We start from the raw sequence: 25,483 nt of genomic DNA, 5'->3' as shown, positions 1-25,483 counted from the left end.
CAAACACTCCCCTACAGAATAAATCGAAGGATGTCGGAACGAAGCATATAGACAAACAGCAGCGCAAAGAGCGCGATGCCCACATAGCTCACAATCGTCTGGACCTTGAGCGGAAGCTCGCGGCCCGCAATCTTTTGAATGATCTCGATGAACAACTTGCCGCCATCGAGTGGCGGGATAGGCAGCAGGTTCATAAAGCCAAGCGAGAACGAAATGAGAGCGGCAAACGAAAGGAACGTGGCAGGGCCGGCAGCAGCAGCTTGTGAGGACATAACGCTAATACCCACGATCGAAGAGGACTGATCGAGAATCTCCATCGTATGCTGCGGCTGGAGCAGGCGCATCACGCCCTCCGCTGTCCGCACGACATAGGAGAACGACAGGCGAGCCGACGTGATGGGGTCTAAACGAACCACCTGCGTAGAGACATACACACCTAGGCGTTCGTCCTCTTTGAGCGCAACCGTGGTCGAATGCTTCTTGCCGTCACGCTCATACTCAATGGCGATATCGTCCTTACCGGCAGCCTTGCCAATGGCATCGTAAACGTCCATCCAGGTAGAGCACGATATTCCGTCGACCGAAAGAATCGCGTCGCCATCCTCGATTCCCGCCGCGGAGGCAATCGAGCCTTCGTCAACCTGGCCGATCACATTGGTGTCCACCGGCACCGTGACACCCGCGATGGAATAGATGCTCATAAGGAGCAAAAAGCCCGTCAGGATATTGACGATAATGCCCGCAAGCAGCATAAAGGCACGCTTGACAAAGCCCTGACCCAAATAGGTGTGCGAGCGCTCGCGTGCAAGGAATTCGGCCTCGCCGCACGGCAGTTCCCATACATCGCCCTCGGCAGTCGCGTGCTCGCGATCGAACCGACGGCCGTCAAAGGTGGTATAACCCGCCGCGTCACGCGGCAGGGTCTGGTACTTGGTGGGATAGTAACCAGGCGAAGGCTTTTCCCCTTCTTCATACCAAGGAGCTATGGAGCCCCAACCCAGCAGCAAAGCACAGGCCTCGAGCACATCCTCCTCGGACAGCTCAAGCTCGACGGCAAGATCGGCCACCGTCACACGGCCGTGGCGATAGATGGCGGCAAGCACGCGATCGGCACACAAGACATCGGTCGGATCCATGCCACAGATGGCAGCATACCCACCCAGCAACAGCGGGGTCACGCCAAACTTGGTGCCGATCCGACGAGACGTATGGTGAATATCAAAGCGACACGGCAGGCCCAAAAAGAACTCAGTCACCCGGACGCCGCAGGCACGCGCCGCCAAAAAGTGGCCGCCCTCGTGCAAAAACACGAGGACGGAAAGCATCAGCAGGCCCCAAAAGACCGATGAGAGAACGCTCAGAACAGTTTCCATAAAACGAAAAAGCAATCCTTATGGGTTAAGAACGGGTTGCGACGAGCACTTGCGCGGCCTTTTCACGCGCCCACGCATCGATACCGCGAAGCTGTTCAAACGAATCGACCGTCTGCGCATCATGCGCATCCATACAGGATTCCACAATGCGATCGATATCGGTAAAACTGCAGCCATCATGCAGGAAGGCATCGACGGCGACCTCGTTGGCGGCATTGAGCACGCACGGCATGGTGCCGCCCGTCTTGCCCGCACGCTCGGCCAGCGCCAGGCAGCGGAACGTATCCATGTCGGCCGCATCAAAGGTAAGCTGACCCAACTCGCGGAAATTGATGCGCGGAGCCGGAGTATCCCAGCGCTCGGGATACGAGAAGGCAAACTGGATGGGAATGCGCATGTCAGATGCCCCGAGATGCGCCATCACGGAGCCGTCGGCAAACTCGACCATCGAATGAATCTTTGACTGGCGCTGAACGACCACGTTGATAAAGTCGAGGTCGCAACCGAACAGGTGCATCGCCTCGATACGCTCCAGGCCCTTGTTCATGAGGGTAGCGGAGTCAATCGTGATCTTGGCACCCATAGCCCACGTAGGGTGCGCCAGGGCATCGGCGCGCGTCACACGGTCGAGTTCCTCGCGCGAACGGCCAAAGAACGGACCGCCCGAGCAGGTAAGCCAAATACAATGGGCCTCGCGCGGATTCTCACCCAGATAGCATTGGTAAATTGCAGAGTGCTCGGAATCGACCGGGATAAGCTGACCGGGCTGAGCCAACGGCATCAGCAGGTCACCGCCAACAACGAGCGACTCCTTATTGGCAAGGGCAAGGCGCTTATTCGAGGTCAAGGCCGCATGGCTCGCCTCGAGACCGGCGGCGCCCACAATAGCGACAAGCACGCAGTCAACATCGTCGCGACGCGCGAGCTCGCAAACCGCTTGCGCACCTACGCCGAGCTCCGTTCCCTCGGGCAACTCCTGCAGCACGGCGTCATCGCCATGAGCGACATCGGCCACGGCAACCGCCGGAACCGAGAACTCGCGGGCAGCTGCAACGAGCTCGGAGGTGCTGGAATTAACGGAAAGCGCCGTCACCTGCAGACGATCGGCATGCTGACGGCAAACATCGAGCGCCTGAGTGCCGATAGAGCCCGTACAGCCCAGGATGGCAACACGAAGGCGTCCATCGGAGCCATACGTCGTCTGGAAGGACATTACAGCACGCCTCCGATCATCAGCATCAGCTGCGCGGTGATGCAGCCGAAGATAAGCGAGTCGCTACGATCGAGCATGCCGCCGTGGCCCGGGATAAGGTTACCGGAATCCTTGACGCCCACACCGCGCTTGATGCGCGACTCGATAAGGTCGCCGATAACGCCCAGGATGGACACAACCACGCCACAAAGCAGCGCATAGGGCAAGCTCAGCTTATAGAGATGCGTCACCCACAAAATGAGCCAGATGAGAACCGAGCCCAGAATGCCGCCGACAAACCCCTCCCAGCTCTTTTTGGGAGAGATCTTGGGGACCATCTTGTGTTTGCCGATACGGCTGCCCACGATGTAGGCAAACGAATCGGAGACCCAAAGGGACGCGCAAACACCCACTGAAAGCAGGGCTCCGGCAAAACCGGGCACGGCATCGCGCAGCAGCACAATAGCCGACAGCATAAAGCCTGTGTAGATGGGACCCATGAGCGTCACGGCCACATCAGAGATGCGGGTACGCGGCGACCAAACATACCAAATGCCCACCGCGAGCATCAGTGCAAAAAGCAGGGCGTTCAGCAAAAGCGAATCGCCAAGCGCCGATAACGGAAAGAGCACGGCGGCAATAATGCCCAAGTGCTCGTTGGCGACCTTGCCGTCGAGCCTCGTCATACGGAAAAACTCAAAGCAGCAAAGCCCGCTCATGACAGAGACAAAAATGGCGGTGGGCACGATACCCAAAACCAGGCAGAGGATAAAGACGACGGCGTAGACGATACCGGCGGCGGCACGGGTAATAAAGCCCGCAAGCCACGAACCGGTGCCGCTCTTCGCTGCAGGCGCTCCCGCAGTGGCAGCTTTGCGCGCAGGCGTCTTGGGAGCAGATGCCTTGGAACGATCGGACACGATTAAGCCTCCTCGGTCTTGCTCAGTCCACCAAACCTACGGTCACGGCCCTGATAGGCCAAAATGGCGTCAACAAGGCCCCAACGATTAAAGTCAGGCCAATAGGTATCGGTGACATAGAACTCGGAATAAGCCACCTGCCACAGCAGATAGTTCGAAAGGCGAAGCTCGCCGGAGGTGCGAATGACCAGCTCGGGATCGGGAAGACCGGCGGTGTACAGGTGTGAAGCAACCATATCATCGTCGATAGCAGCAGGGTCGATCTTGCCGGCGGCGGCATCGAGCGCAAGCTGACGGGCGGCACGGGTAATCTCGGCACGAGCGCCGTAGTTGACGGCAAGCGCCAGCGTCATACCGGTGTGATCGGCGCACTCGGCAAGACCGAATTCAAAAACGTCGCGGGTCTTCTTGGGCAGCGCGGAAATATCACCCAAAAAGACAACACGCACGTTTTCGCGCTTCAGAAGCGGCAGCTCATCGATAAACGTCTTGGCAAACAGATGCATCAAGACGTTAACCTCATGCTGCGGGCGGTTCCAGTTTTCGGTTGAAAACGCATAGGCGGAAAGCACGTCGACACCCAGACGCACGCAGGCAGTAATGATCTCACGAAGGGAGACGATACCCGCCTTGTGACCCTCGGTACGGGCAAGACCTCGCGCCGTAGCCCAGCGACCGTTACCGTCCATGATGCACGAGATATGGCGCGGAATGTTATTGAGGTCAAGGTCGGAAAAACCGACGCCCGCAGGGGCGTCGGCAAAGTACTCGACCAGTTTGTTCTCGTCGTATTGCACCTTAGATCTCCATGACCTCGGCTTCTTTTTCCTTCAGAAGCTCCTCGACCTTGGCGACATACTCGTCGGTATGCTTCTGCACCTTGGCCTGTTCGCGACGGACATCGTCCTCGGTGAGCTCCTCATCGCGCTCGAGCTTGTTGTTAAAGTCGCGACGGATGTTACGGATAGACACCTTGGCCTGTTCGGCGTACTCGCGGCACTCCTTGACGAGCTCGCGACGGCGCTCCTCGGTGGGAGCCGGGAACGGAAGACGAACAACGGTGCCATCGGAGTTGGGGGTAATACCCAGATCGGAAGCGCCGATGGCCTTGACGATGGCGTTGATAAGCGCCTTATCCCACGGCTCGATGAGCAGCATGTGGGCTTCGGGGGTCTTTACGGCGGCAACCTGCGTGACCGGCGTGGGAACACCGTAATAATCGACGGTGATGTCGGACAGAATGTTAGCGTTGGCTCGGCCGGTACGGACCTTGGAGAAGTTATGCTTGAGGGACTCGAGCGACTTGTCCATGTGGGCGGTGATGTTCTCTGCCATGCTTAATCCTCCTGATAGACGAGCGTGCCGACGGGCTCACCCGAAAGCGCGCGCTTGACGTTGTCCTCGCCATCGATGTTGAGGACCAAAATGGGCATACGGTTATCCTGGCACAGGGCCGTAGCCGTGGAATCCATAACCTGCAGGCCGCGGACGAGCACCTCGTGATAGGTGATCTTGTCAAAGCGGACGGCATCGGCGCACTTGACGGGATCCTTGTCGTAGATACCGTCGACCTTGGTGGCCTTAATCAGAATCTCCGCACCGATCTCGCGGGCGCGAAGGGCCGCGGCGGTGTCAGTCGTAAAGTACGGATTGCCCGAGCCGGCCGCGAAGATAACGACATTGCCCTTGGACAGGTGATTGATGGCGCGACGACGAATATAGGGCTCGCAAATCTCGTTCATCTGGATGGCACTCATAACGCGGCAGGGAACATCGTTATGCTCGAAGGCATCCTGCAGGGCGAGCGCGTTCATAACGGTTGCAAGCATGCCCATGTAATCGGCCTGAGCACGCTCCATACCGCCGGCAGCTCCAGCCATGCCGCGGAAAATATTGCCGCCGCCGACAACGATGCCGACCTCATGGCCAACGGCGAGCAGCTCCTTGACCTGCTTGGCAAGATGGTCGGTAATCTTGGGGTCGATGCCATAGTGGCCATCGCCCATCAGTGCTTCGCCGGAAAGCTTCAGAAGCACGCGTTTATATCGGATGTCGGACAAAGCGATCCTCCTTTAATTAGACTCTCAATATGATATCAAAGGCTCTGCTTAGAGCCATGAAAAAGCAGGCTGTGAGTAAAACCCACAGCCTGCTCATCACCAGCTACAAGAGCTTATTTACTCGCCACGGACCAGACGGTCGAAGGCAACGACGGTAATGGTATCGCCGAGCTCCTTGGAGACCTGCTCAGCGTACTTCTTGATGGTGAGGGAGCTGTCCTTGATGAACTCCTGCTCGGTGAGCACGGACTGCTTGTAGAACTTCTCCAGGCGGCCAACAGCCATCTTCTCCTGGATGGCCTCGGGCTTGCCGGACTCGGCAGCCTGAGCCATGTAAATCTGCTTCTCATGCTCGACGGTCTCGGCCGGAACCTGATCGCGGGTAGCGCAGATCGGAGCGACAGCGGCAACCTGAAGGGCAACGTCGTGGGCAAAGGTCTTGAAGGACTCAGCCTGAGCGGTCTCAGCCTTCTCGAAAGCAAACTCGACGAGGACGCCGATCTTACCACCCATGTGGATGTAAGAAGCGAGAGCGCCGTTCTCGGCCTTGCGGGCGGCGAAGCGAGAGATCTTCATGTTCTCGCCCATGATGTGAATCATCTCGGTGAGCTCGGAGGAAACGGTCTCCTCGCCCATCGGCTTCTCGAGCAGAGCGTCGACATCGGCCGGCTCGGTGGTGGCGACAACCTCGGCGACCTTGGAAGCAAAGCCGGTGAACTTGGCGTTGGAGCCGACGAAGTCGGTCTCGCAGGAGAGCTCGAGCAGAGCGCCGGTCTTGCCATCCTCGGAGACGAACGCGGCGACAGCGCCCTCGTTGGTCTCGCGGCCAGCCTTCTTGGCAGCCTTAGCGAGGCCGTTCTTACGCAGAACGTCAACAGCGGCGTCCATGTCACCGTCAGCCTCGACGAGAGCCTTCTTGCACTCCATCATCGGGGAGTCGGTCATCTCGCGGAGCTGCTTGACCATAGCGGCGGTAATCTGGGCCATTGTGGTTCCTTTCAAAGAGATGAAAAAGACTTAATTAGGACTGATTTACTCGGCCTTGGGCTCAGCGGCCATCTCGGCCTCGGAGACCTGCTCCTTGCCGGAGCCAGCGAGGCAAGCGTCGGCCATGAGCTCGCACATAAGGGTGACAGCGGAGATGGCGTCATCGTTGCAGGGGATGCCGTACTCGACCTCGTCGGGATCGGAGTTGGTATCGATCAGAGCGACGACGGGGATGTTCAGGCGCTGGGCCTCCTTGATGGCGTTCTCCTCGCGCTTAGTGTCGATGACGAAGAGAGCCTGGGGCAGACCCTTCATGTCGCGGGCGCCACCGAGGTTGGTCTGGAGCTTAGCGAGCTCCTTACCCAGAACAGCCTGCTCCTTCTTGGGAAGAACAGCCATGCGGCCGTCCTCGACCATGGCCTCGAGCTCCTCCATACGGTTGATGCGGGAGCGGATGGTGACGAAGTTGGTCAGCATGCCGCCGAGCCAACGCTGGTTGATGTAAGGCATGTTGGCGCGCTCAGCGGCGTTCTTGACGGCCTCCTGAGCCTGCTTCTTGGTGCCGACGAACAGCACGTTGCCACCCTTGGCAACGTTCTTGACGAAGGTGTAAGCCTGGTCGGCGTCAAGAATGGTCTGCTTGAGGTCGAGGATGTAGATGCCGTTGCGCTCACCGAAGATGAACGGCTTCATCTTGGGGTTCCAGCGACGGGTCTGGTGACCGAAGTGGCAGCCGGCCTCGAGCAGGGTGCGGATATTAATCTTGGTAGCCATGTTAAACCTCCTGTGGTTTGCCTCCGCGCGGGGTCATCCTCCAAAACCAACCCGGACATGTGCTACCAAAGCCCGGGCACCACGGTATGAAGTAGCCGCGCGTGCGTGATAAAAACCTGTTGCCGTGAAGCAACCCGATGAATGATAGCAGGATTACATCTTTCTGCCAACCCGAAATCAAAACCACACACACGGACGCGCGATCGATTGGATAGAACCCATCTCCTGCCTTATTCGCCGCGCGGAAGAGCTTGGGTAACGGCGCGTTTGAGCCGATCGGGCGTGAGATGCGTATAAATCTGCGTGGTGGACAAGCTTGCATGCCCCAGCAACTCCTGGACAGAGCGCAAGTCCGCTCCGCCCTCGAGCAAATCGGTCGCAAAAGTATGGCGCATCGCATGCGGGGCGATATCGGAAGGGATACCCGCAAGCGTCGCCAACATATGAAACCGTCGCCTAAGCATGGCGGCGCTCATACGGTTGCCGCGTGCCGAGATAAACAGCGGATGCACACCGTTCGTACCGTCGCCACGCTTTGCGTGAGCAAGAAGCTCCGGTCTTCCTTCCTCAATATAGCGGCGGGTCGCATCGAGAGCACGCCGATACAGGGGCACGATACGCTCCTTGCTCCCCTTACCCCAAAGCCGCAGCGTTCGCTCGGACCAAGCAATGGACTCAACATTGAGTGCCGCAAGCTCGGAGATGCGAGCCCCAGATGCATAGAGCAATTCGAGCATCGCCGCATCGCGCAGTCCCGCAGGCGTTGAAACGTCTGGCGCCTCAAGCAGTGCCTTAACCTGCTGGGTGGTCAGCACCCCTGGCAAATCGCGTGGAAGCTTGGGCGAGGCAATCGCAGAGACAGCGTCTCCATCGATAAGACCCTCGGCAGCCATCCATCGATAGAACGAACGAATGGCAGACAGGTGCGCCGCAATCGTCCTGGGCGCCACCTGCTCGCGCGACAGCTCCGCCAGATACATGCGAACGGTACGTACGTCCGCCGTGCGCGCATCGATATCCCCACGCTCGCACCAAGCGGCAAAACGCTCCAGACGAGAGCCGTAAGCGATAACAGTGTTAGAAGAAAGCCCCTCGACGCGTGCAATATAGGCTATGAACGAGTCGACGGTATCGTACAGGTCAAAGACTATGACCGATCGCCCCCAAACAGGTCGGAGCGCGATTCCAGATAGGAATCCAAGGCCTTAAGGGCGCGATCCGCATAGGCCTGATAGCGATCACGTTTGCTGCGGCGTTTACCGTCCTCGAGGGGAGGCACCAGGCCAAAATTAACATGCATGGGCTGATATCCGACCGTAGCAGGATCGGTCGCATAGCCCACGAGCGCGCCGAGAGCGCCCACGCGCGGCAGCTCGACAGGAGCAACCTCGATAGCCTCGGCATAGGTATTGAGCGCAGCGAGGAGACCCGTCGCGACCGCTTCCATGTAACCCTCCGTACCGGTAATCTGTCCGGCAAGGCGCACGCCCGTGCCGGGCACGGCGAAGGTCCCATCGAGCACATGGGGAGCATCGACAAAGGTATTGCGATGCATGACGCCATAGCGGAAGAACTCGGCATTCTCCAGACCGGGAACCATATGAAAAACGCGCTTCTGCTCGCCGAAGGTCAGGTTGGTCTGAAAACCAACCAGGTTATAGGCGGTCTTCTCCTTGTTCTCGGCGCGCAGCTGAATCGCCGCCCAGGGACGGCGACCGGTGCGCGGGTCGGTGAGCCCGACGGGCTTCATAGCGCCAAAGCGGATGGCATCCTTGCCCGTGCGCGCAACCTCCTCGGCTGGCTGACAGGCCTGGAAGAGGTCCCCGCCCTCAAAGTCCTTGAGCACCACGCGATCGGCCGTGGTAAGCGCCTCGATAAAGGCCTCGTACTCCTCCTTGTTGAGCGGGGCATTGAGATAGTCGCCACTCCCCTGCTCCTCGTAGCGCGACTGCGAGAACAGCACATCCATATCGAGCGTCGAGGCATCGACAATCGGGGCCGCGGCGTCAAAGAACGCCAGGGAATCACCACCGACGAGCTTCATGACCTCCCCGCTCAACGCCGGCGAGCACAAGGGACCCGCGGCGATAACCACATGGCCCTCGGGAATCTGGGTGACCTCGCCGTGAACGACCTCGATATTGGGACGGGCGGCAACCTCGGCCTCAACGAGCTCGGAGAATTTAACACGGTCGACCGCCAAGGCGCCACCAGCGGGAACGGCAGCGCGATGAGCGCAGTCGAGCAGCACCGAACCCATACGCTCGAGCTCGGCCTTCAACAGGCCGGCGGCGGAATCGGGTCGGGTCGACTTAAACGAATTGGAGCAGACGAGCTCCGCCAAGTGATCGGTATGGTGGGCAGGAGAGGTCACCAGCGGCCGCATCTCGCACAGCTTTACGGCAAACCCGCGATCTGCCAGCTGCATCGCGCATTCCGATCCCGCCAGACCGCCACCGATAACCGTCACTTGATCAAACAGCATCTGCAAACACCTTTCTAATTGACACGCTTTCCATTGTGACCGAAGGGCGTCTGAGCGTGAAGCGCAAACTTTGAGGGCGCATACCTTCCATCCATCATGCGCTCGATGAGTCCCTCGAGCTCGAGTGAGCCCAGGAGTTTGAGCACGCCGACGGCATCGAGGGAGACGAGCGCGGCAATGTCATCGACCTTGAGCGGCGAGGCAATGAGCGCGTGCATCACGGCTTGCTGCGTGGGGTCCAGATCGGCGATACCGGGCGCATCGGGACGCGAATAGCGCAGGGTGCCGTAAATTCGCGAGATGGCCATCTCAATAGACTCCTCGTCAACAATGCAGCAGGCCCCGTTGGCGATGAGGTAGTTGGTCCCACGCGACTCTGGTGACAAAATGGAGCCCGGTACCGCGAGCAGTTCGCGCCCCAGGTCCATGGCGGCCTCCGCTGTCGAGAACGTGCCCGAGGGCATGCCGGCCTCCGACACGAACAGCGCCTGCGAAAGCGCGGCAATCACCCGGTTACGCCGCGGAAAGGCAAACTTGCGTGGTCCCATACCCCAAGGCGAGATGGACACCACCGCGCCGCCCGTATCGATCGTGCGCGCGATGAGCCCTGCACTCGAACGCGGGTAAACCACGTCGGCGCCCGTACCCAACACCACGACGTGCCTGCCACCAGCGTTGACCGCGGCCCAACCCGAGGCCTGGTCGCAGCCGACCGCACCGCCCGAGACCACCGTCACCCCCGCCTCGACCGCAACTTTCGCGGCCAGCTCTGCCACGGCAAGGCCGTACGGCGAGGCCTTGCGAGCGCCGATGATGGAGAGCGAGGGCGTCGACAGTGCGGCGGGGTCGCCACGCACATAAAGCGTCTGGGGGACATCAGAGAGCTCCAAAACGGTATCTGGATACAACGCATCACCGGGATGCAGCTCAAAAGTCTCCTCGGGCATTACTGGTCCCTCCTCCCCTGGTACATCGCCGCCTCGAGCACGTGGTCTTGGGTTACCCGCTCACTTTCGGCAACATCGGCAATCGTGCGCGCGATACGCACCAAGCGCACGATGCCGCGCCCTGTGAGATGTGTGCGCCTCGACAGGCCGAGCACGCACTTTTCCGCTGCCCCATCGAGTGCAAAGGTCGAAACGACGCCGTCGATGGAACGTGACTCATCGTCCTCGGCCTCGGCATCTGCATCGTCCATACGGGACTCGCGCCAGGCGCGAAATGCCCGACCCCGCACAACATAGTCACGTAGTTCAGCTGACGACATACCCTCGGCGCCCTCGATAATTACCTGCGGGTCAGGTCGGGTCACGTCAATCATAAGGTCAATACGATCGGCCAAGGGACCACGTAGCTTAGACCGATAGCGCTCAACCATCGAAGCCGAGCAGCGGCACGGTACCTCGCGATCGCCCAAAAAGCCGCAGGGACAGGGATTGCTCGCGGCAAGCAGCTGGAACCTCGAGGGAAACGTGAAAGCCCCATCGACGCGTACGATCTTGACGTAGCCGCGCTCTATGGGCTGGCGGAGTGTCTGCAGCACGCTGTTGGGAAACTCGGCAAGCTCGTCTAAAAAGAGCACGCCGCCGTGCGCTAGGCTAATCTCGCCCGGGTGCACCGGCCGTCCGCCGCCAATAAGGCCCGCAGTCGAAATGCTGTGGTGGGGGCTACGGAACGGCCGGTGTCCCGCCAGCAAACCATCGATGTTCTCGCCCAAGACCGAATGGATGCACAGCGCCTCTTGCTGATCCTCGAGAGAAAGCTCGGGCAAGATACCCGTCATGCGGCGTGCGAGCATGGTCTTGCCCGAACCCGGCGAGCCAATCATAAGCAGGCCGAGCTCCCCCGCCGCCGCGAGCGCAATGCCGCGCTTGGCAACCTCCTGCCCCAGCACATCGGCATAATCAAGTTCTGGCTCAAACGACGCCTCGACACCCTCGGAATCCAGATAATGCCGAGCCGCCTCGCCCATACCGCGGGCGAGCTGAGACAGATGGTCGATAAAGCCACAGTCCACACCGGCAAGCGGTACATGTTGATCCGATCTTCCTGCAATAAAGGACAGGCCCATATCACGCGCCAACAACTGAAACGCAACCTCGCCTTTTACGGGCAGCACGCTACCATCCAGCCCGAGCTCACCGGCAATAAGGCAATGGTCTAGATGGTCGCGGGGAATCTGCCCATCGGCCGCCAGTACCGCGACGGCAATCGGCAGGTCAAAACCACTGCCCGTTTTACGGATGTCGCCCGGAGCCAAGTTGACGGTAATGCCCGCCCGTGGAATCTCAAATCCCGCCGAGCGCATTGCGCAGCGTATGCGGCCACGCGACTCCATCACCTCCATACTTGGAATGCCAAGCATTTGGATACCCGGAATACCGCCGGCAAGCGAGACCTCGACCGTGACGGGAATCGCCTCGACGCCACGAATACATGCAGCGTGGACGGCAAAGGTGTCAAACGCCATCACGATACCTGCCAATCGAATGCGTTGTATTGATGCTCAATCTCCGCAATATGACCGCCGCGGATAGTAACGCCCACCGCGTCGAAGCGAATCGCCTTAAGGGGATAGTGATCCATAAGGTAACAACTCGCGATACGGCGGTAGCGACGCTGCTTCTGGGCGTCCACCGCCTCCTCGGGAAAGACCCGCGTGTTGCAATCTAGGGCGACGCGCCTTGTCTTGATCTCAGCCATCACCACGACATCATCAAGTTCATCAAGCAGTACCAGATCGGCCTCGCCCTCGGGACACCGGTAGCCCTGTTCCAAGAGGGCATAACCGCGCTCGCGAAAGTAATCGATTGCAATAAGCTCGCCCAGCATGCCCAGTTCTCGAGGACTGAGGCCCTTAATGAACCCAGGCGTAATCGACGCGCAATCAATCTCCCCGCTCTCCCAAAGCTCTTTGAGCTGTTGCGTCTTGCTCTTTGCACTTGCGGCGCACATGGGGTCTCCTTTCCCGCGCACGATATTGACCCGATCATGGGGCCGCCTTTCTTGCGGGTAGGTACCAAAAGAAAACCAAAGACCAACCAAAAACAAACAAAAAAGGGACCGCATGCAACAATTGCGTTGCATGCGGTCCCCACCAGCTGGTTTATAAAATCCCAGAAGTCCCTGTCTCCATATTTGCCTTAAAAAAGACGCTCCGTCTGCAAAAAATTTCCGCAGAAGCTCACACGATGCAACGGAGAAAGGCCATGTTTACGAATAGCCTCAATGTGCTCGGGGCTCGCATAGCCCTTTGACTCAGCAAGATGATATTCGGGATACTCGGCGTCGTACTCGACCATCATCTCGTCACGCGTGACCTTGGCCATAATGGAAGCAGCGGCGATGCAGGCGATTTTGGCATCTCCCTTCACCACATCGCGCTCGTTAGGGACGGCGCCCAAAGGGTTGCCGTCCATAAGCACGCAATCGGGCTCGAGCCCCGTATCGGCCACCGCGCCCGCGACGGCAGCGCGGATGGCGCGGGCCATGCCCATCTCATCGATATCCGCAGGAGCGATATGGCAAAAACCAATGGCCGTAGCCACCTCGGCAATCTGCACCGAGAGCAGCTCACGACGGGCAGGCGTGAGCTTTTTGGAATCGTTAATGCCCCAAACGCGCGGCTCCATGGGAAGGCAGACAGCGCAGACCGTCAGCGGGCCGGCGACAGAGCCGCGCCCCACCTCGTCAACACCAACGACCACGCCATCGCCGCCGAGCTCATGCATAAGCTCGTACATGCCGTTGACGCGCTCGCGCTCGGAAAGTTCCTTGGCATGGCGCTTAAGTGCGCGTTCGCAAGCCTTGATCACCTGCTGGCGCGGATCCTCGCGATAGTGCTCCACGAGGGCGGGAATCTCCTCGAACGTGGCACTCGCCAGCTCGCCGGCAACCTGCGATGCCGAAATCGAGCTCGTCATATTGGCCATACCAGGCCCTCCTTGCATGGAAATCAGATAAAAAGAAGGGCCACCCGAAGGTGACCCTTGTGTCCAAACGAGTGGACAGACGCTGCGATCTTCTTAGCGCTTCTCGGGGATGCGAGCAGCCTTGCCCACCTTGTCGCGGAGGTAGTACAGCTTGGCGCGACGGACGCGACCATGACGGACGACCTCGAGCTTGGCGATCTTGGGGCTGTGAAGCGGGAAGGTACGCTCAACACCGACACCGAAGGAAATCTTGCGGACGGTGAAGGTCTCACGGGCACCGGCGCCGGCCATGCGGATGACGTCACCCTGGAAAACCTGGATGCGCTCGCGGTCGCCTTCCTTAATGCGGTAGTGAACCTTGACGTTGTCGGCAACGCGGACCTGCGGGATGTCCTCGCGGATCTGCTGACGCTCGATTGCGCGGATGTAATCCATGTGCAATTCCTTACTCTTCTAGAGGTGCCGTACCACCTTGGCCGGCACGTAGTTGAACAAACGTATTCGAGTATACACGCGCGGGTTTCTGCTGCAAGAACAATTTTTTTCGCAGACAAAAAGACAAAACCCGCACATGATAACCGCCCGCCTCACAAATGAGACGGGCGGCATGAAGGGGGCTACGCTAGGGGTCTATACACTAAACGCTAGGCGGAACGCTTGGCATCGAGCTTGGCCTGGGCGGCAGCCAGTCGTGCGAGGGGCACGCGATAGGGCGAGCAGGACACGTAGTCCACATCGGCCACGTTGAACAGGCCCTTGATGGACTTGGGGTCGCCGCCGTGCTCGCCGCACACGCCAAAGTGCATGTCGGGGTTGGCGGCGCGACCCTTCTCGACTGCCATACGCACCAGCTCGAGCACCGCCGCGTCGATGGTCTCGAAGGGATTATCCTTCAGGATCTTCTTGTGCATGTACAGCGGGATGAACTTGGCCTCGGCGTCGTCGCGCGAGAAGCCGAAGGTTGTCTGGGTGAGGTCGTTGGTGCCAAAGCAGAAGAAGTCGGCATGGTGGGCGATCTCGTCGGCGACCATGCAGGCGCGCGGCAGCTCGAGCATCGTGCCCACGGGAATATTGAGCTCGACGCCCTCCTCGGCGGATACCTCGGCGATCACGCGCTCGATGACCTCGCGGGTCTGGACGTGCTCGGCTGTGATGGAAACGAGCGGGACCATGATCTCGGGGCGCGGGTCAACGCCCTCCTTGATAAGGCGGGCAGCAGCCGTGGCGACGGCGCGAACCTGCATGAGCGGCAAATCGCCAAAGACAACGGACAGGCGCACACCGCGCAAGCCGAGCATCGGGTTGGACTCAACCATGCCGTCGATTCGACGCAGGCGGGCACGCAGGGTGGCAAGCTCTTCCTCGCTGGCGCCGGCGGCTTCCTTCTTGGTGATGGCGACCTCGAGCTCGCGAGGATTATCCAGGAACTCATGCAGCGGCGGATCGAGCAGGCGAACGACCACATCGCGACCGGACATGGTCTTAAACATCGCCAGAAAGTCCTCGGTCTGAACCTTGAGCAGGTCGGCCAGGGCCCGCTGCTTCACGGCCTCGTCGTCGGACAGGATAAAGCTCTGGATAATGTTCTTGCGATCGCCCAGGAACATGTGCTCGGTGCGGCACAGGCCGATGGCCTCGGCGCCAAACTCGAGTGCGAGCGCGGCATCCTCGGGGTTGTCGGCATTGACGCGCACGTGGTTGGCGTGACCGTCGGTCTCGTCCAGGCGAATCTCGTCTGCCCAGGACAGAATGGTGTCCAGATCGCCGGTGAGCTCGGCGGAGACCAGATCGACGGCGCCATCGACGACGATACCCTGAGTGCCGTCGATGGAGATGATGTCGCCCTCGTGAAGCACGCGGTCGCTGCCCTCGATGCGCACGACCTTCTCGGCGGCGTCAATATGGAAGCGCTCGACACCGCAGACGCAGGGGGTACCCATGCCACGGGCAATAACGGCGGCGTGGCTCGTCTTGCCGCCGTGGCTGGTAAGGATGCCCTCGGCAGCGACCATGCCCTTCAAGTCATCGGGGTTGGTCTCCCAGCGAACCAGAATGACCTTGTGGCCCTCGTTGGCGCGCGCGACGGCATCGTCGCTCGAGAACACGACCTCGCCTACGGCGGCGCCGGGGCTGGCGTTAAGGCCGCAGGCCAGGGCCTCGTACTTCTTGGAGGAGTCGAACTGCGGATGCAGAAGCTGGTCGAGCTGCGCCGGATCGATGCGACTCACGGCCTCCTCGCGGGTGATGAGGCCCTCCTCGACCATCTCGATGGCGATGCGCAGCGCGGCGGTAGCGGTACGCTTGCCCACGCGGGTCTGAAGCATCCACAGTTTACCCTGCTCGATGGTGAATTCGATATCGCACATATCGCGGTAATGATCCTCGAGCGTCAGGAAAACGCGCTCGAGCTCCTCGCCAGCGGACTCGAGGCCCGGGGTGGTCTTGAGGTCGGCGATGGGCTCAGTGTTGCGGATGCCGGCGACGACGTCCTCACCCTGGGCGTTAACCAAAAAGTCACCGTAGAACTCTTTGGTGCCATCGGCCGGATTGCGCGTAAAGGCGACGCCGGTCGCAGAAGTCTCGCCTTTGTTGCCAAAAGCCATGGCCTGGACGTTGACGGCAGTACCGAGCTCGTCGGAAATGCCATGCTGTTTGCGGTAGATGCAGGCGCGCTCGTTCATCCAGCTGCCAAAGACGGCCTGGATGGCAAGGCGCAGCTGGAGCTCCGGATCGTGCGGGAAGACGGGCTTGCCGTCGACAACCTCGAGCTCGGGATACAGGGCAGCCTCGACGTTCTCGGAGAAGATACCCTTGAAGGTCTCGACGAGCTCCTGCAGGTCCTCGGCCGAAAGCTCGGAATCGACGCGGACGCCGGCGACCAAGCGAGCCTGGGTCAGGGCGTTCTCAAACAAGTCGGCATCGACACCCATAACGACGTTGGAGAACATCTGGATAAAGCGGCGGTAGCTATCCCAGGCAAAACGCGGGTTTTGCGTCTGGGCAATGAGGCCCAGAACGGAGTCGTCGTTAAGGCCCAAGTTGAGGACCGTGTCCATCATGCCGGGCATGGAGAACGGAGCACCCGAGCGAACCGACACGAGCAGTGGGTCGGATGCGTCACCAAGCTTCTTGCCGCAGCGGGCCTCGAGATCGGCCTCGGCGGCAACAATCTCATCGAGTGCGCCTTCGGGCCACACGTTGCCGGCACCAGAGTACTCGACACAGGTTTGGCAGGTAATGGTAAAGCCACCGGGAACCGGCAGGCCGATGCGGCTCATCTCGGCAAGATTTGCACCCTTGCCGCCAAGCACGAAGTTCATGGACTTGTCGCCCTCAGTGACACAGGTGCCCTGGGCGTCGGTTCCAAAACGGTAAACCCTCTTGCAATCGCTCACGATACTCCCCTTCCATGCGCTGTCGCGCACGACCGTGGTAACGAATCGACCCGCCGGATGCGAGCCGTGAGGGTACTATACGGCTGGTATTGGAAGTGCTTGCGTAGAGGGTGCGAGGTTTGGTAAACGTGGTAAAACTGACGGTAAACGGTAGATAAAGGTGGTTACCTTATGAAGATACCAGTGTAGGAGACTTGCAGGTCAACTGAAAGAACTTTGCTAAATCGCTTTACCATAAGTGGCTAATTTGGGACGGGGCTTTTTTAGCTACCCCGTCGGCAATCGGCCAAAAAGCTCGCGGCCTCAGCCGGGGTAGCTAAAAAAGCCCCGTCCCAAATTAGCTACTTTTGTTGGGCTCGGCGAGCGGCACGACGGGCTCGAGCTTCTTGGATTTCCTCCAAATGACCGATGATCTCGGATGCACTCTCCTCAATCGCCTTACCGTCGGTACGCACCACAAAGCAGCCTAGGCGCTTCATGAGGGCACGGGCTTCCTCAAGCTCGCTGCGCACACTCTCGGGCTCGGCATAGGAGCCGGCGACGGCGCGAGCGTAGTCATCGCCCAAGCGGCTGTCGCGAATCTCAGAAATTACGTCAACGGTCGAAATCAGGCCGAACAGGCGCATCGGGTCGACCTCGTAAATCGACTTCGGCGGCTCCATGCCGTGCGCCAGCGGAACGTTTGCGACCTTGTAACCCTGATAGGCCAAATACATCGACAGCGGCGTTTTGGACGTACGCGACACGCCCAGCAGCACGATATCGGCCCCCGAAAGGTCGTCGCAACCGCGCCCGTCATCGTGCTCAACAAAATACTCCATAGCCTCAATGCGGTGGAAATAGCGGTCATCCGTTTTGTGAATAACGCCCGCAACGCCCTTGGGCGGAACACCGATGAGCGACGACAGCACGGCAAGGGTCGGACCAATCAGGTCGACAGAGCGAATATGCAGCATACCCAGGTAATCGAGCACGCGGGCGCGAAGCGCCGGATCGACGATAGTGTGGAACACGGCGATATCACGATGGTCCGCATCGACGCGCGGGCCCACAAACGACTTGACCTGCTCCACCGAGTTCACTTTGGGCAAGCGCAAGAGACGAAAAGCCCCTTCATCAAATTGCCCGGACGCCGCAAGCACCACCTCACAAGCGGTATCACCGAGCGAGTCGGAGATAACGATAACGGTGGGACGTGCGGTGACCGGGCAATCCATGCGGGGCTCCTTTTGCGCTTATGCGCAGGCTGGCTTACTTTTTGCGGGCAAGCTCACCGATGTTGGCGATGCCAGAGAAAACGGCCTCGAAGCGGTTGAGCAGCTTAAGGCGATTATCGCGGAGCTGCTCGTCCTTGTCCATGACCATAACCTCGTCGAAGAAGCGGTCGATGGGGGCACGCAGGGCGGCAAGGGCGGCAAATGCGGCCGGGTAATCCTCGGCAGCAAGGGCGCCATCGACAGCGGTCTGAGCAGCCTCGGAGGCATCGGCAAGCGCGAGCTCGGCCTCACCCATCAGGCTGCGATCGTACTCCATACCCAGCTTGGGCTTGGAGATGTGCGCGGCGCGGGCATAGGCAGTAGCCAGGTTGTCGAAGGTCTCGGCATCGTTCTTACGAGCCTCGTCGAGCGCGGCGCAGCGGGCGAAGAAGACGGACGGAGCGATGATGTGCACCGCGGAGACGGCGGCGACGGTATCCGCCGGAATCTTCTCGTCGCGGGCCATGCTCACCAGACGGCCGTGGAAGAAGTCACGGACCTGCTGGGCGACCTCGGCGGCGTCGAACTCGATGCCCTGCTCGCTATAGAGCTCAAGGGCAAAGTCGATGAGCGTCGTGGGGTCGATCGGCAGACGATCGCGCAGGATGTTGATAATGCCGATAGCGGCGCGACGCAGCGCGTAGGGGTCGGAAGAGCCGGTCGGGGGCTCACCGATGGCAAAGATACCGGCAATGGTATCGAGCTTGTCGGCACAGGCCACGATGCAGCCAGCGGTGCCCTCGGGCAGCTCATCGCCGGCAAAGCGGGGACGATAGTGATCGCGAATGGCGTGGGCGACCTCGTCGTTCTCCCCCATCGCAGTCGCGTAATAGCCACCCATCACGCCCTGCTGGCTCGTAAACTCGACGACGGCGTTGGAAACCAGGTCGGCCTTGCACAGGTGCGCGGCACGAGCGGCATCGGCAGCGAGGTGGGCGCCCAGATGGGCCTCGCGGGCAATAGCGAGCGCGAGCTGCTCAATGCGCTCGGACTTGGCGAGCACGCTGCCGAGCTTCTCCTGGAAGGCAACCTTGGCCAGACGCTCACGGAACTCGTCGAGGGAGATCTTCAGGTCCTCCTCGTAGAAGAACTTGGCATCGTCCAGACGGGCGCGCACGACGCGCTCGTTGCCGTCGATCACACGATCGGCATTCTCGGGCTTGCTGTTGGAGACGACCACGAACTCACGCGTGAGCTTGCCCTCGCCGTCATAGATCGGGAAGTAGCGCTGGTTGGTGAGCATGGACTCGCAGATGATCTCGTGCGGGACCTTGAGGAACTCCTCGTCGAAGGTACCGACGAGCACCGTCGGCCACTCGCAGAGGTTAATGACCTCCTCGAAAACCTTCTTGGGCGTGTCGACATGGCAGCCAGGGCGAGCGGCCTCGACCTCGGCAATACCGGCAAGGATGGCCTCACGACGACGCTCGGCAGAGAGCACGCCGGCGTCCTCGAGCACCTGCTCGTAGACGGCGGGGCTGGCGACAACATGGTCACCGGCGCCCAGCACGCGATGTCCGCGCGTGGTGTTGCCGCTCGTCACATCGGCAAACGTCACGGGCACAACGTCCTCGCCCAAAAGGCAGCAGATCCAACGGACCGGACGCACAAACGTAGCGTGCTCGTGGCCCCAGCGCTGGCTGCGGTAGTTGGGCCACTGCAGGCCGGCAATGGTCTTCTCGCACAGGGCCGTCAGAATAGGGGTAGCCGGCACGGAGGGAATGTTCTTCTCGGCGAATACGTACTCGCGGCCGTCGGTGTCCTCGCGACGGATCAGGTCCTCGGCAGCCACACCGCACTTGCGGGCGAAGCCCTGGGCGGCCTTGGTGGCGTTGCCGTCGGCATCGAAGGCAATGTTTGCCGCAGGGCCGCGCTTGACCTCGTGGACCTCATCGGTCGCGGTGGCGACGTTGGTCACGAGCGCAGCCAGACGACGCGGGCTCGAGATCACACGGACCTCGCCATGGGCCAGGCCGGCCTCGTCGAGGCCCTTGGCGATCATATCGCCAAGCTGCTTGACGGCATTGTTCAGCGGTGCGGAGGGCATTTCCTCTGTACCGATCTCAAACAGGAAATCCTTAGCGTCTGCCATGGCTTACGCCACCTCGCCTTCCTGGTCGGCATTCTCGTTAACTCCGGCGACCTCGGCCATATAGGCCTCGCAGCACGCCTTGGCGACGGCGCGGACGCGCAGGATGTAGTTGGCGCGCTCGACTGCGGACAGGGCGCCGCGGGCATCGAGCAGGTTGAAGGCATGGCTGCACTTCATGACGCAGTCGTATGCGGGCAGCGGCAGCTTGCGCTCCAGACAGGAGTGGCACTCGGCCTCGTAGTCGTCAAACTTCTGACGCATCATCTCGACGTTAGCGACCTCAAAATTGTAGGCGCTAAACTCGCGCTCGTTCTCCAGGAACACGTCACCGTAGGTCATGGGCGTGCCGTCGGGCAAATAGCTCCACACCAGGTCATAGACGGAGTTGACGCCCTGGGCGTACATGGCGATGCGCTCCAGGCCGTAGGTGATCTCGACGGGCACGGGGTCGACCTCGATGCCGCCCACCTGCTGGAAGTACGTAAACTGCGTGACCTCCATGCCGTTGAGCCAGACCTCCCAGCCAAGGCCCCAGGCACCGAGCGTCGGGCTCTCCCAGTCGTCCTCGACAAAGCGGACGTCATGGTCGTTGGGGTCCAGGCCAATGGCGGCAAGAGACCCCAGGTAAAGCTCCTGGGCGTTGACCGGCGAGGGCTTGATGAGCACCTGGAACTGATAGTAGTGCTGCATGCGGTTGGGGTTCTCGCCGTAGCGGCCGTCGGCGGGACGGCGGCAGGGCTGCGCATAGCAGGTGCGCCACTCGGCAGGGCCGAGCGAGCGCAGCGTGGTCGCGGTATGGAAGGTGCCGGCACCGACCTCGGAGTCATAGGGCTGCATAATGACGCAGCCCTGCTCGCCCCAGTACTGCTGGAGGCGCAGGATGATGTCTTGGAAGGAAAGCGATGAAGCGTTCATGCCTCTAATATCCCCTCGTCGAAACGATTACACGGTTAGGTACTGTACTATAGCGGTTTTTAGTCGATAGCGCCCAGACGGTTGAGCGGCCAGTAACGCACGAGCGCCACGGCGATCAGGTCCGAACGGTCGACCGGGCCAAAGTAGCGTGAGTCGGCTGAGTTCTCGCGGTTGTCGCCCATCACCCACACGCACCCGTCAGGGACGGTGTAGGGATAGCTCACCTGAGCACCAGGCGCCTGGACCGAAAGTGGCCAGCTCATGCCCGTCGTATAGTCCTCGTCGAGCGCTTGGCCGTCAACGACCACCTTGCCGTCCTGCAGGTCGACCGTCTGGCCGGCCGTAGCGATAACGCGCTTAACGAGCACATCGTGCTCAGAGGTGCCATCGGGGTTGTGGAACACCACAATATCGCCCTGTTTGACAGGCTGGCCGAGCTCGAGCGTCACCTTTTGCGCCAGGATCTGGTCGCCAATCTCAATCGTGGACTCCATGGAACCGGTGGGCACCACAAAGGGCTCGACCACAAAGGTGCGAATCAAGAAGGTGGCCACGAGCGCGATTGCGATGACCACGACCCACTCAAACGCACCCTTTAGCATGGAATGCTGCGACGGAACCATTCTCACTCCTCGCTCTGCGAATACGAAGCGTCCAAAATCTCTTGCGCATACGCGCGTTCCTTAGGCGTAAGCCGCGCCGTCTCAATTAAGTCGGGACGCCAGCGACAGGTGCGCTCGATGGCGTTCTTGCGGCGCCAAGCGTCAACCTTGGCGTGGTCACCACTTACAAGCACGGGAGGCACGCCCTCGCCGTTAAACTCGGCAGGACGGGTGTACTGCGCGTACTCGAGCAGCCCACCGTCCTCGGCGGTCGAGAATGATTCGTCAACGTTGCTCATCTCGTCACCAAGCGCGCCGGGAATCAGACGCACGACGGCGTCAGCAACGACCATAGCAGGCAGCTCGCCGCCCGTGAGCACATAGTCGCCGATCGACAGGCGCTCATCGGCATACGCATACGCGCGCTCGTCGACACCCTCGTAACGGCTGCACACAAACAGTAGGCGCTCGCTTTGGAGCAGGCGCTCGGCTACATGCTGCGTAAAAGGCTCACCGCAGGGCGTAAAGAACACCACGGTGGGCTTGAGACCCTCAGAGCTGATGGCCTCGATGGCCTCAGCGATGGGCTCGACCTTCATGAGCATGCCCTGCCCGCCGCCGTACGGCTCGTCATCGACGGTACGATGGCGGTCGTGCGTCCAGTCGCGCAGGTTATACGCCTTAAAATCAAAAAGGCCGGCCTTGCGGGCACGGCCCAAAATCGATGTGGACATGACGGGTTCAAACATCTCGGGAAAGACCGAAAGGGTCTCGATCAGCATGTTGTCCTCCCTACTTGTCCATATCGATCAAGCCGTCCATAACGTGGACGGATATTGCTCCCCGATCGGGAAGATCGAGCACAACTTGCTCGATCACGGGAATCAGCACCTCGCCATACCGATCACCCTCGACAACCCAAACGTCGTTGGCGGGCGTCGACATAATCTCAACAATCGTTCCGAGCGACCCAAAGCGCTCATCAACCACCTCGCGACCCATAAGGTCGGTATAGGCGGCATCAAGCGAATCGAGCTCAAAGTCATCACGGTTCGCCAGAACGAAACAACCCGTGATGCCCTCGGCGGCCGTCAAGTCGTCAATGCCCTCAAACGAAACCAGATCGCCATCGCCCGTATCGGTAACGGATGTAACCGTGCAAAAGCGGTCACGCTTGAGCGCCGGTGGCGTCAGGGCGACGCGCATACCCGGCTCCAATACAGAAGGAAGCCCCCGCAGCGGCTGCGCGAGGACCTCCCCCTTCCTTCCGTGCGGCTTAACCACACGGGCGATGTTTTTGTACTGGGACCTCAAGGTCCTAGCCCAGAACCTCTACCTCGACGGAAGTGTCGAGGCGAGCGGCCAGTGCACGGGCGAGCGTGCGAATGGCCTTGATGGTACGGCCGCGACGGCCAATGACCTTAGCTACGTCATCCTCGGCAACCGAAACCTCAATAGTTGAGGCATCGTCGCCATCGATAACTTCCAGGCTCACGGAATCCGGGTCGTCGACGATCTGAACAACGAGATATTCGACGAGATCGGCGATGCGATCTGAGAGCATTGCCTCACCCTCGAGCTGTGCAGCGTCAACCTCAGGCACGATTTACTCCTCGGCGCCCTCAGCGGCCTCAGCGGCCTCAGCGGCAGCCTTAGCGGCCTCGGCCTCTTTGGCGAGCTGCTTCTTGGACTTCTTGACGACGGTCTCGGTCTTCTCGCCCTCGTTGGCGGCCTTGACCAGGGCAGCGACAGCGTCGGTGAGCTGAGCACCCTTGGACTGCCAGTCAGCAATCTTCTCGAGATCGAGGTTGATGGTCTTGGGGGTGGTCATCGGGTTGTAGCGGCCAACCTCCTCGATGATACGACCGTCACGCGGGGCGCGGGAATCGGCGACGACGACACGGTAGTACGGACGCTTCTTAGCGCCGTGACGAGCAAGGCGAATCTTGACTGCCAAAGGAAACTCCTCCAACCAAGCAGCTTTAGGCTGCAACTACAAACAAACAGTTGAACATAATACGCCATCGACGCGGGCAGGTGAAGTCCGTGAGACCAACTTCTTCGGTGTAGTCGAAGGCAAATCCATATCTTAGACAAGAATTCGCGATTTGCAAGCACATCCACGCACCCCACATGAGCTGCGCGGTATACTCATGCCATGAAAAGATGCGAACATACATACGGTTATGAGGATACTGCGGGCGTCACGCCGCCGCCCTGGACGGGTCCGGCGGTGGGTCTGATGGATCTCGATGCGTTTTTTGCGAGCGTGGAGATGCTCGATCATCCCGAGTGGCGCGGCAAGCCGCTTATCGTGGGCGGAGACGCCGAATCGCGCGGCGTCGTCTCCACCTGCTCATACGAGGCACGTCGCTTTGGCGTGCACTCCGCCATGCCCTCGGCCGAGGCGCGCCGCCTCTGTCCGCAGGCCATTTGGACACACGGGCATTTCGATCGCTACCACGAGGTCAGCGCACAGGTCATGAATATTCTTGCCGACGAGACACCACGCGTTGAGCGCGTGTCCATCGACGAGGCCTTTATCGACATCACGCCGGGCCGCTTTGCGCCCGAGGACCCACTGCTCGTCGTACGACGCATCAGCGATCGCGTGGCGGCACTGGGGGTGACCTGCTCCATCGGCGTCGGTTGCAACAAAACGGTGGCCAAGATTGCAAGCGAGCGAGACAAGCCGTTTGGGCTTACGGTCGTACGCCCGGGAACTGAGCAGCGTTTTCTGGCGCCGTTACCTGTTTCTGCCATGAGCGGTATCGGGCGCTCGGCCGAGGAGCGGCTGCGCCGCATGCGGATTTACACGCTGGGCGAGCTGTCGCGCGCACCGGAATCCACACTGTCTTCGATTTTTGGCGTTAACGGCGAGCGGATGCGCCAGCGTGCGTTGGGGCTCGAGGTTTCCGAAGTCACGAGCCTCGATGAAGAGCGTGAGGTCAAGTCGGTAAGCAATGAGCGCACCTTTGCGAAAGATTTGACCGAGCGCGGGGACATCGAAGCGGCGATTGCACTATTGGGCGAATCCGTCGGACGTCGTCTGCGCCGCCAGGGGCTTACCGGCACCACGGTGACGCTCAAACTTAAGTACTCGTACGGCAGCGGTCGCTCGGCACAGCGACGACTCCCCCATCCCACCGACGACGAGAACATCTTTGTGGCGGTAGCGATCGAGTTGCTCGACAACATCTGGCAGGAAGGAATGCATGTACGCCTTGCCGGCATAGGCATGAGCGACTTCAATCATCAAGGCGGCATACAGACCGACCTGTTTTGCGAAGTCGACGACCGCGGAGCCCAATCCAGCGACCGCCGTGACCTCTCCGTCGCCATCGACGCGGTCCGAGACAAGTTCGGCGACACCGCCCTATCCTTCGGCCGCCAATCACGCTTCTCCTCCCACTAAGTAGCTAATTTGGGACGGGGCTTTTTTAGCTACTTTAGATTGTCAGGGTAGTACGGGGCAGCTAATTTGGGACGGGGCTTTTTTA

The 25,483-nt window shown here is 60.3% G+C and carries 25 protein-coding genes; 1 reads left to right on the top strand and 24 read right to left on the bottom strand.

The annotated features are described in order from the left end of the window. Positions 1 to 11: 11 nt before the first annotated feature. From ACQRAQ_RS00880 to rpsP, 24 genes are all read right to left on the bottom strand, one after another. Positions 12 to 1,373, bottom strand: coding sequence for a M50 family metallopeptidase (locus ACQRAQ_RS00880; protein WP_427793448.1), 1,362 nt, complete (start codon positions 1,371 to 1,373; stop codon positions 12 to 14). Between the two features lie 25 nt (positions 1,374 to 1,398). Continuing rightward, positions 1,399 to 2,586 (bottom strand): 1-deoxy-D-xylulose-5-phosphate reductoisomerase, encoded by a 1,188-nt coding sequence (gene dxr, locus ACQRAQ_RS00875; protein ID WP_427793446.1) that lies wholly within the window; start codon positions 2,584 to 2,586, stop codon positions 1,399 to 1,401. Beyond that, on the bottom strand, positions 2,586 to 3,485 hold the full coding sequence (locus tag ACQRAQ_RS00870) for a phosphatidate cytidylyltransferase (RefSeq protein WP_427793445.1): 900 nt from the start codon (positions 3,483 to 3,485) through the stop codon (positions 2,586 to 2,588). Before ACQRAQ_RS00870 ends, dxr begins: the two co-directional genes overlap by 1 nt. 2 nt (positions 3,486 to 3,487) lie before the next feature. Beyond that, on the bottom strand, positions 3,488 to 4,282 hold the full coding sequence (locus tag ACQRAQ_RS00865; RefSeq protein ID WP_427793443.1) for an isoprenyl transferase: 795 nt from the start codon (positions 4,280 to 4,282) through the stop codon (positions 3,488 to 3,490). A gap of 1 nt (position 4,283) precedes the next feature. Then, positions 4,284 to 4,820, bottom strand: a complete 537-nt coding sequence (gene frr, locus ACQRAQ_RS00860) for a ribosome recycling factor (protein WP_006236112.1) — start codon at positions 4,818 to 4,820, stop codon at positions 4,284 to 4,286. A 2-nt stretch (positions 4,821 to 4,822) separates the two neighbouring features. After that, the gene (gene pyrH / locus ACQRAQ_RS00855) at positions 4,823 to 5,545 is read right to left on the bottom strand and encodes a UMP kinase (protein WP_427793442.1); all 723 of its coding nucleotides are present in this window, start codon (positions 5,543 to 5,545) and stop codon (positions 4,823 to 4,825) included. A gap of 117 nt (positions 5,546 to 5,662) precedes the next feature. Continuing rightward, on the bottom strand, positions 5,663 to 6,532 hold the full coding sequence (gene tsf, locus ACQRAQ_RS00850) for a translation elongation factor Ts (protein WP_022094736.1): 870 nt from the start codon (positions 6,530 to 6,532) through the stop codon (positions 5,663 to 5,665). A gap of 45 nt (positions 6,533 to 6,577) precedes the next feature. Beyond that, positions 6,578 to 7,306 carry a 30S ribosomal protein S2 gene (rpsB, locus tag ACQRAQ_RS00845; RefSeq protein ID WP_055285135.1) on the bottom strand — a complete coding sequence of 243 codons (729 nt, stop codon included), beginning with the start codon at positions 7,304 to 7,306 and terminating at the stop codon, positions 6,578 to 6,580. A 230-nt stretch (positions 7,307 to 7,536) separates the two neighbouring features. Further along, positions 7,537 to 8,445: a tyrosine recombinase gene (locus ACQRAQ_RS00840; RefSeq protein WP_427793550.1), complete on the bottom strand. Its 909-nt coding sequence runs from the start codon at positions 8,443 to 8,445 to the stop codon at positions 7,537 to 7,539. Positions 8,446 to 8,453: 8 nt separating this feature from the next. After that, positions 8,454 to 9,791 (bottom strand): methylenetetrahydrofolate--tRNA-(uracil(54)-C(5))-methyltransferase (FADH(2)-oxidizing) TrmFO, encoded by a 1,338-nt coding sequence (gene trmFO, locus ACQRAQ_RS00835; protein WP_427793440.1) that lies wholly within the window; start codon positions 9,789 to 9,791, stop codon positions 8,454 to 8,456. 14 nt (positions 9,792 to 9,805) lie between these two features. Continuing rightward, positions 9,806 to 10,738, bottom strand: a complete 933-nt coding sequence (locus ACQRAQ_RS00830) for a DNA-processing protein DprA (protein ID WP_427793438.1) — start codon at positions 10,736 to 10,738, stop codon at positions 9,806 to 9,808. Beyond that, positions 10,738 to 12,261 carry a YifB family Mg chelatase-like AAA ATPase gene (locus ACQRAQ_RS00825; protein WP_427793436.1) on the bottom strand — a complete coding sequence of 508 codons (1,524 nt, stop codon included), beginning with the start codon at positions 12,259 to 12,261 and terminating at the stop codon, positions 10,738 to 10,740. The genes ACQRAQ_RS00830 and ACQRAQ_RS00825 overlap by 1 nt, the downstream gene beginning before the upstream one ends. Continuing rightward, positions 12,261 to 12,746, bottom strand: a complete 486-nt coding sequence (locus ACQRAQ_RS00820; protein ID WP_154516246.1) for a YraN family protein — start codon at positions 12,744 to 12,746, stop codon at positions 12,261 to 12,263. The genes ACQRAQ_RS00825 and ACQRAQ_RS00820 overlap by 1 nt, the downstream gene beginning before the upstream one ends. Before the next feature lie 188 nt (positions 12,747 to 12,934). Continuing rightward, the gene (locus ACQRAQ_RS00815; protein ID WP_154516244.1) at positions 12,935 to 13,723 is read right to left on the bottom strand and encodes a ribonuclease HII; all 789 of its coding nucleotides are present in this window, start codon (positions 13,721 to 13,723) and stop codon (positions 12,935 to 12,937) included. Positions 13,724 to 13,816: 93 nt separating this feature from the next. Beyond that, positions 13,817 to 14,158: a 50S ribosomal protein L19 gene (rplS, locus tag ACQRAQ_RS00810; protein ID WP_117583231.1), complete on the bottom strand. Its 342-nt coding sequence runs from the start codon at positions 14,156 to 14,158 to the stop codon at positions 13,817 to 13,819. 209 nt (positions 14,159 to 14,367) lie between these two features. Continuing rightward, positions 14,368 to 17,118 (bottom strand): pyruvate, phosphate dikinase, encoded by a 2,751-nt coding sequence (gene ppdK / locus ACQRAQ_RS00805; protein WP_427793435.1) that lies wholly within the window; start codon positions 17,116 to 17,118, stop codon positions 14,368 to 14,370. 341 nt (positions 17,119 to 17,459) lie between these two features. Next, positions 17,460 to 18,335 carry a pyruvate, water dikinase regulatory protein gene (locus ACQRAQ_RS00800; protein ID WP_154516238.1) on the bottom strand — a complete coding sequence of 292 codons (876 nt, stop codon included), beginning with the start codon at positions 18,333 to 18,335 and terminating at the stop codon, positions 17,460 to 17,462. A gap of 34 nt (positions 18,336 to 18,369) precedes the next feature. Beyond that, entirely contained in the window at positions 18,370 to 20,466 is a 2,097-nt protein-coding gene (gene glyS / locus ACQRAQ_RS00795) for a glycine--tRNA ligase subunit beta (protein WP_427747917.1), read from the bottom strand. 3 nt (positions 20,467 to 20,469) lie between these two features. Further along, on the bottom strand, positions 20,470 to 21,381 hold the full coding sequence (locus tag ACQRAQ_RS00790; RefSeq protein ID WP_006236091.1) for a glycine--tRNA ligase subunit alpha: 912 nt from the start codon (positions 21,379 to 21,381) through the stop codon (positions 20,470 to 20,472). A gap of 59 nt (positions 21,382 to 21,440) precedes the next feature. Beyond that, the gene (gene lepB / locus ACQRAQ_RS00785; RefSeq protein ID WP_427793433.1) at positions 21,441 to 22,004 is read right to left on the bottom strand and encodes a signal peptidase I; all 564 of its coding nucleotides are present in this window, start codon (positions 22,002 to 22,004) and stop codon (positions 21,441 to 21,443) included. Between the two features lie 2 nt (positions 22,005 to 22,006). Then, on the bottom strand, positions 22,007 to 22,765 hold the full coding sequence (trmD, locus tag ACQRAQ_RS00780; protein WP_427793431.1) for a tRNA (guanosine(37)-N1)-methyltransferase TrmD: 759 nt from the start codon (positions 22,763 to 22,765) through the stop codon (positions 22,007 to 22,009). Positions 22,766 to 22,775: 10 nt separating this feature from the next. Then, the gene (gene rimM, locus ACQRAQ_RS00775; protein ID WP_427717603.1) at positions 22,776 to 23,267 is read right to left on the bottom strand and encodes a ribosome maturation factor RimM; all 492 of its coding nucleotides are present in this window, start codon (positions 23,265 to 23,267) and stop codon (positions 22,776 to 22,778) included. A 34-nt stretch (positions 23,268 to 23,301) separates the two neighbouring features. Next, positions 23,302 to 23,547, bottom strand: a complete 246-nt coding sequence (locus tag ACQRAQ_RS00770; protein WP_154516529.1) for a KH domain-containing protein — start codon at positions 23,545 to 23,547, stop codon at positions 23,302 to 23,304. Positions 23,548 to 23,589: 42 nt separating this feature from the next. Then, positions 23,590 to 23,940: a 30S ribosomal protein S16 gene (rpsP, locus tag ACQRAQ_RS00765; protein ID WP_154516223.1), complete on the bottom strand. Its 351-nt coding sequence runs from the start codon at positions 23,938 to 23,940 to the stop codon at positions 23,590 to 23,592. A gap of 201 nt (positions 23,941 to 24,141) precedes the next feature. On the opposite strand from rpsP, the gene dinB reads away from it, so the two are divergent. Further along, positions 24,142 to 25,398 (top strand): DNA polymerase IV, encoded by a 1,257-nt coding sequence (gene dinB / locus ACQRAQ_RS00760; protein WP_427793429.1) that lies wholly within the window; start codon positions 24,142 to 24,144, stop codon positions 25,396 to 25,398. Positions 25,399 to 25,483 lie beyond the last annotated feature (85 nt).

It is taken from the genome of Collinsella sp. SGI.178 (genome assembly GCF_050313495.1).
GTDB lineage: Bacteria > Actinomycetota > Coriobacteriia > Coriobacteriales > Coriobacteriaceae > Collinsella.
The sequence above is the reverse complement of the archived record's forward strand: the minus strand, read 5'-3'. Positions and strand labels throughout refer to the sequence as shown.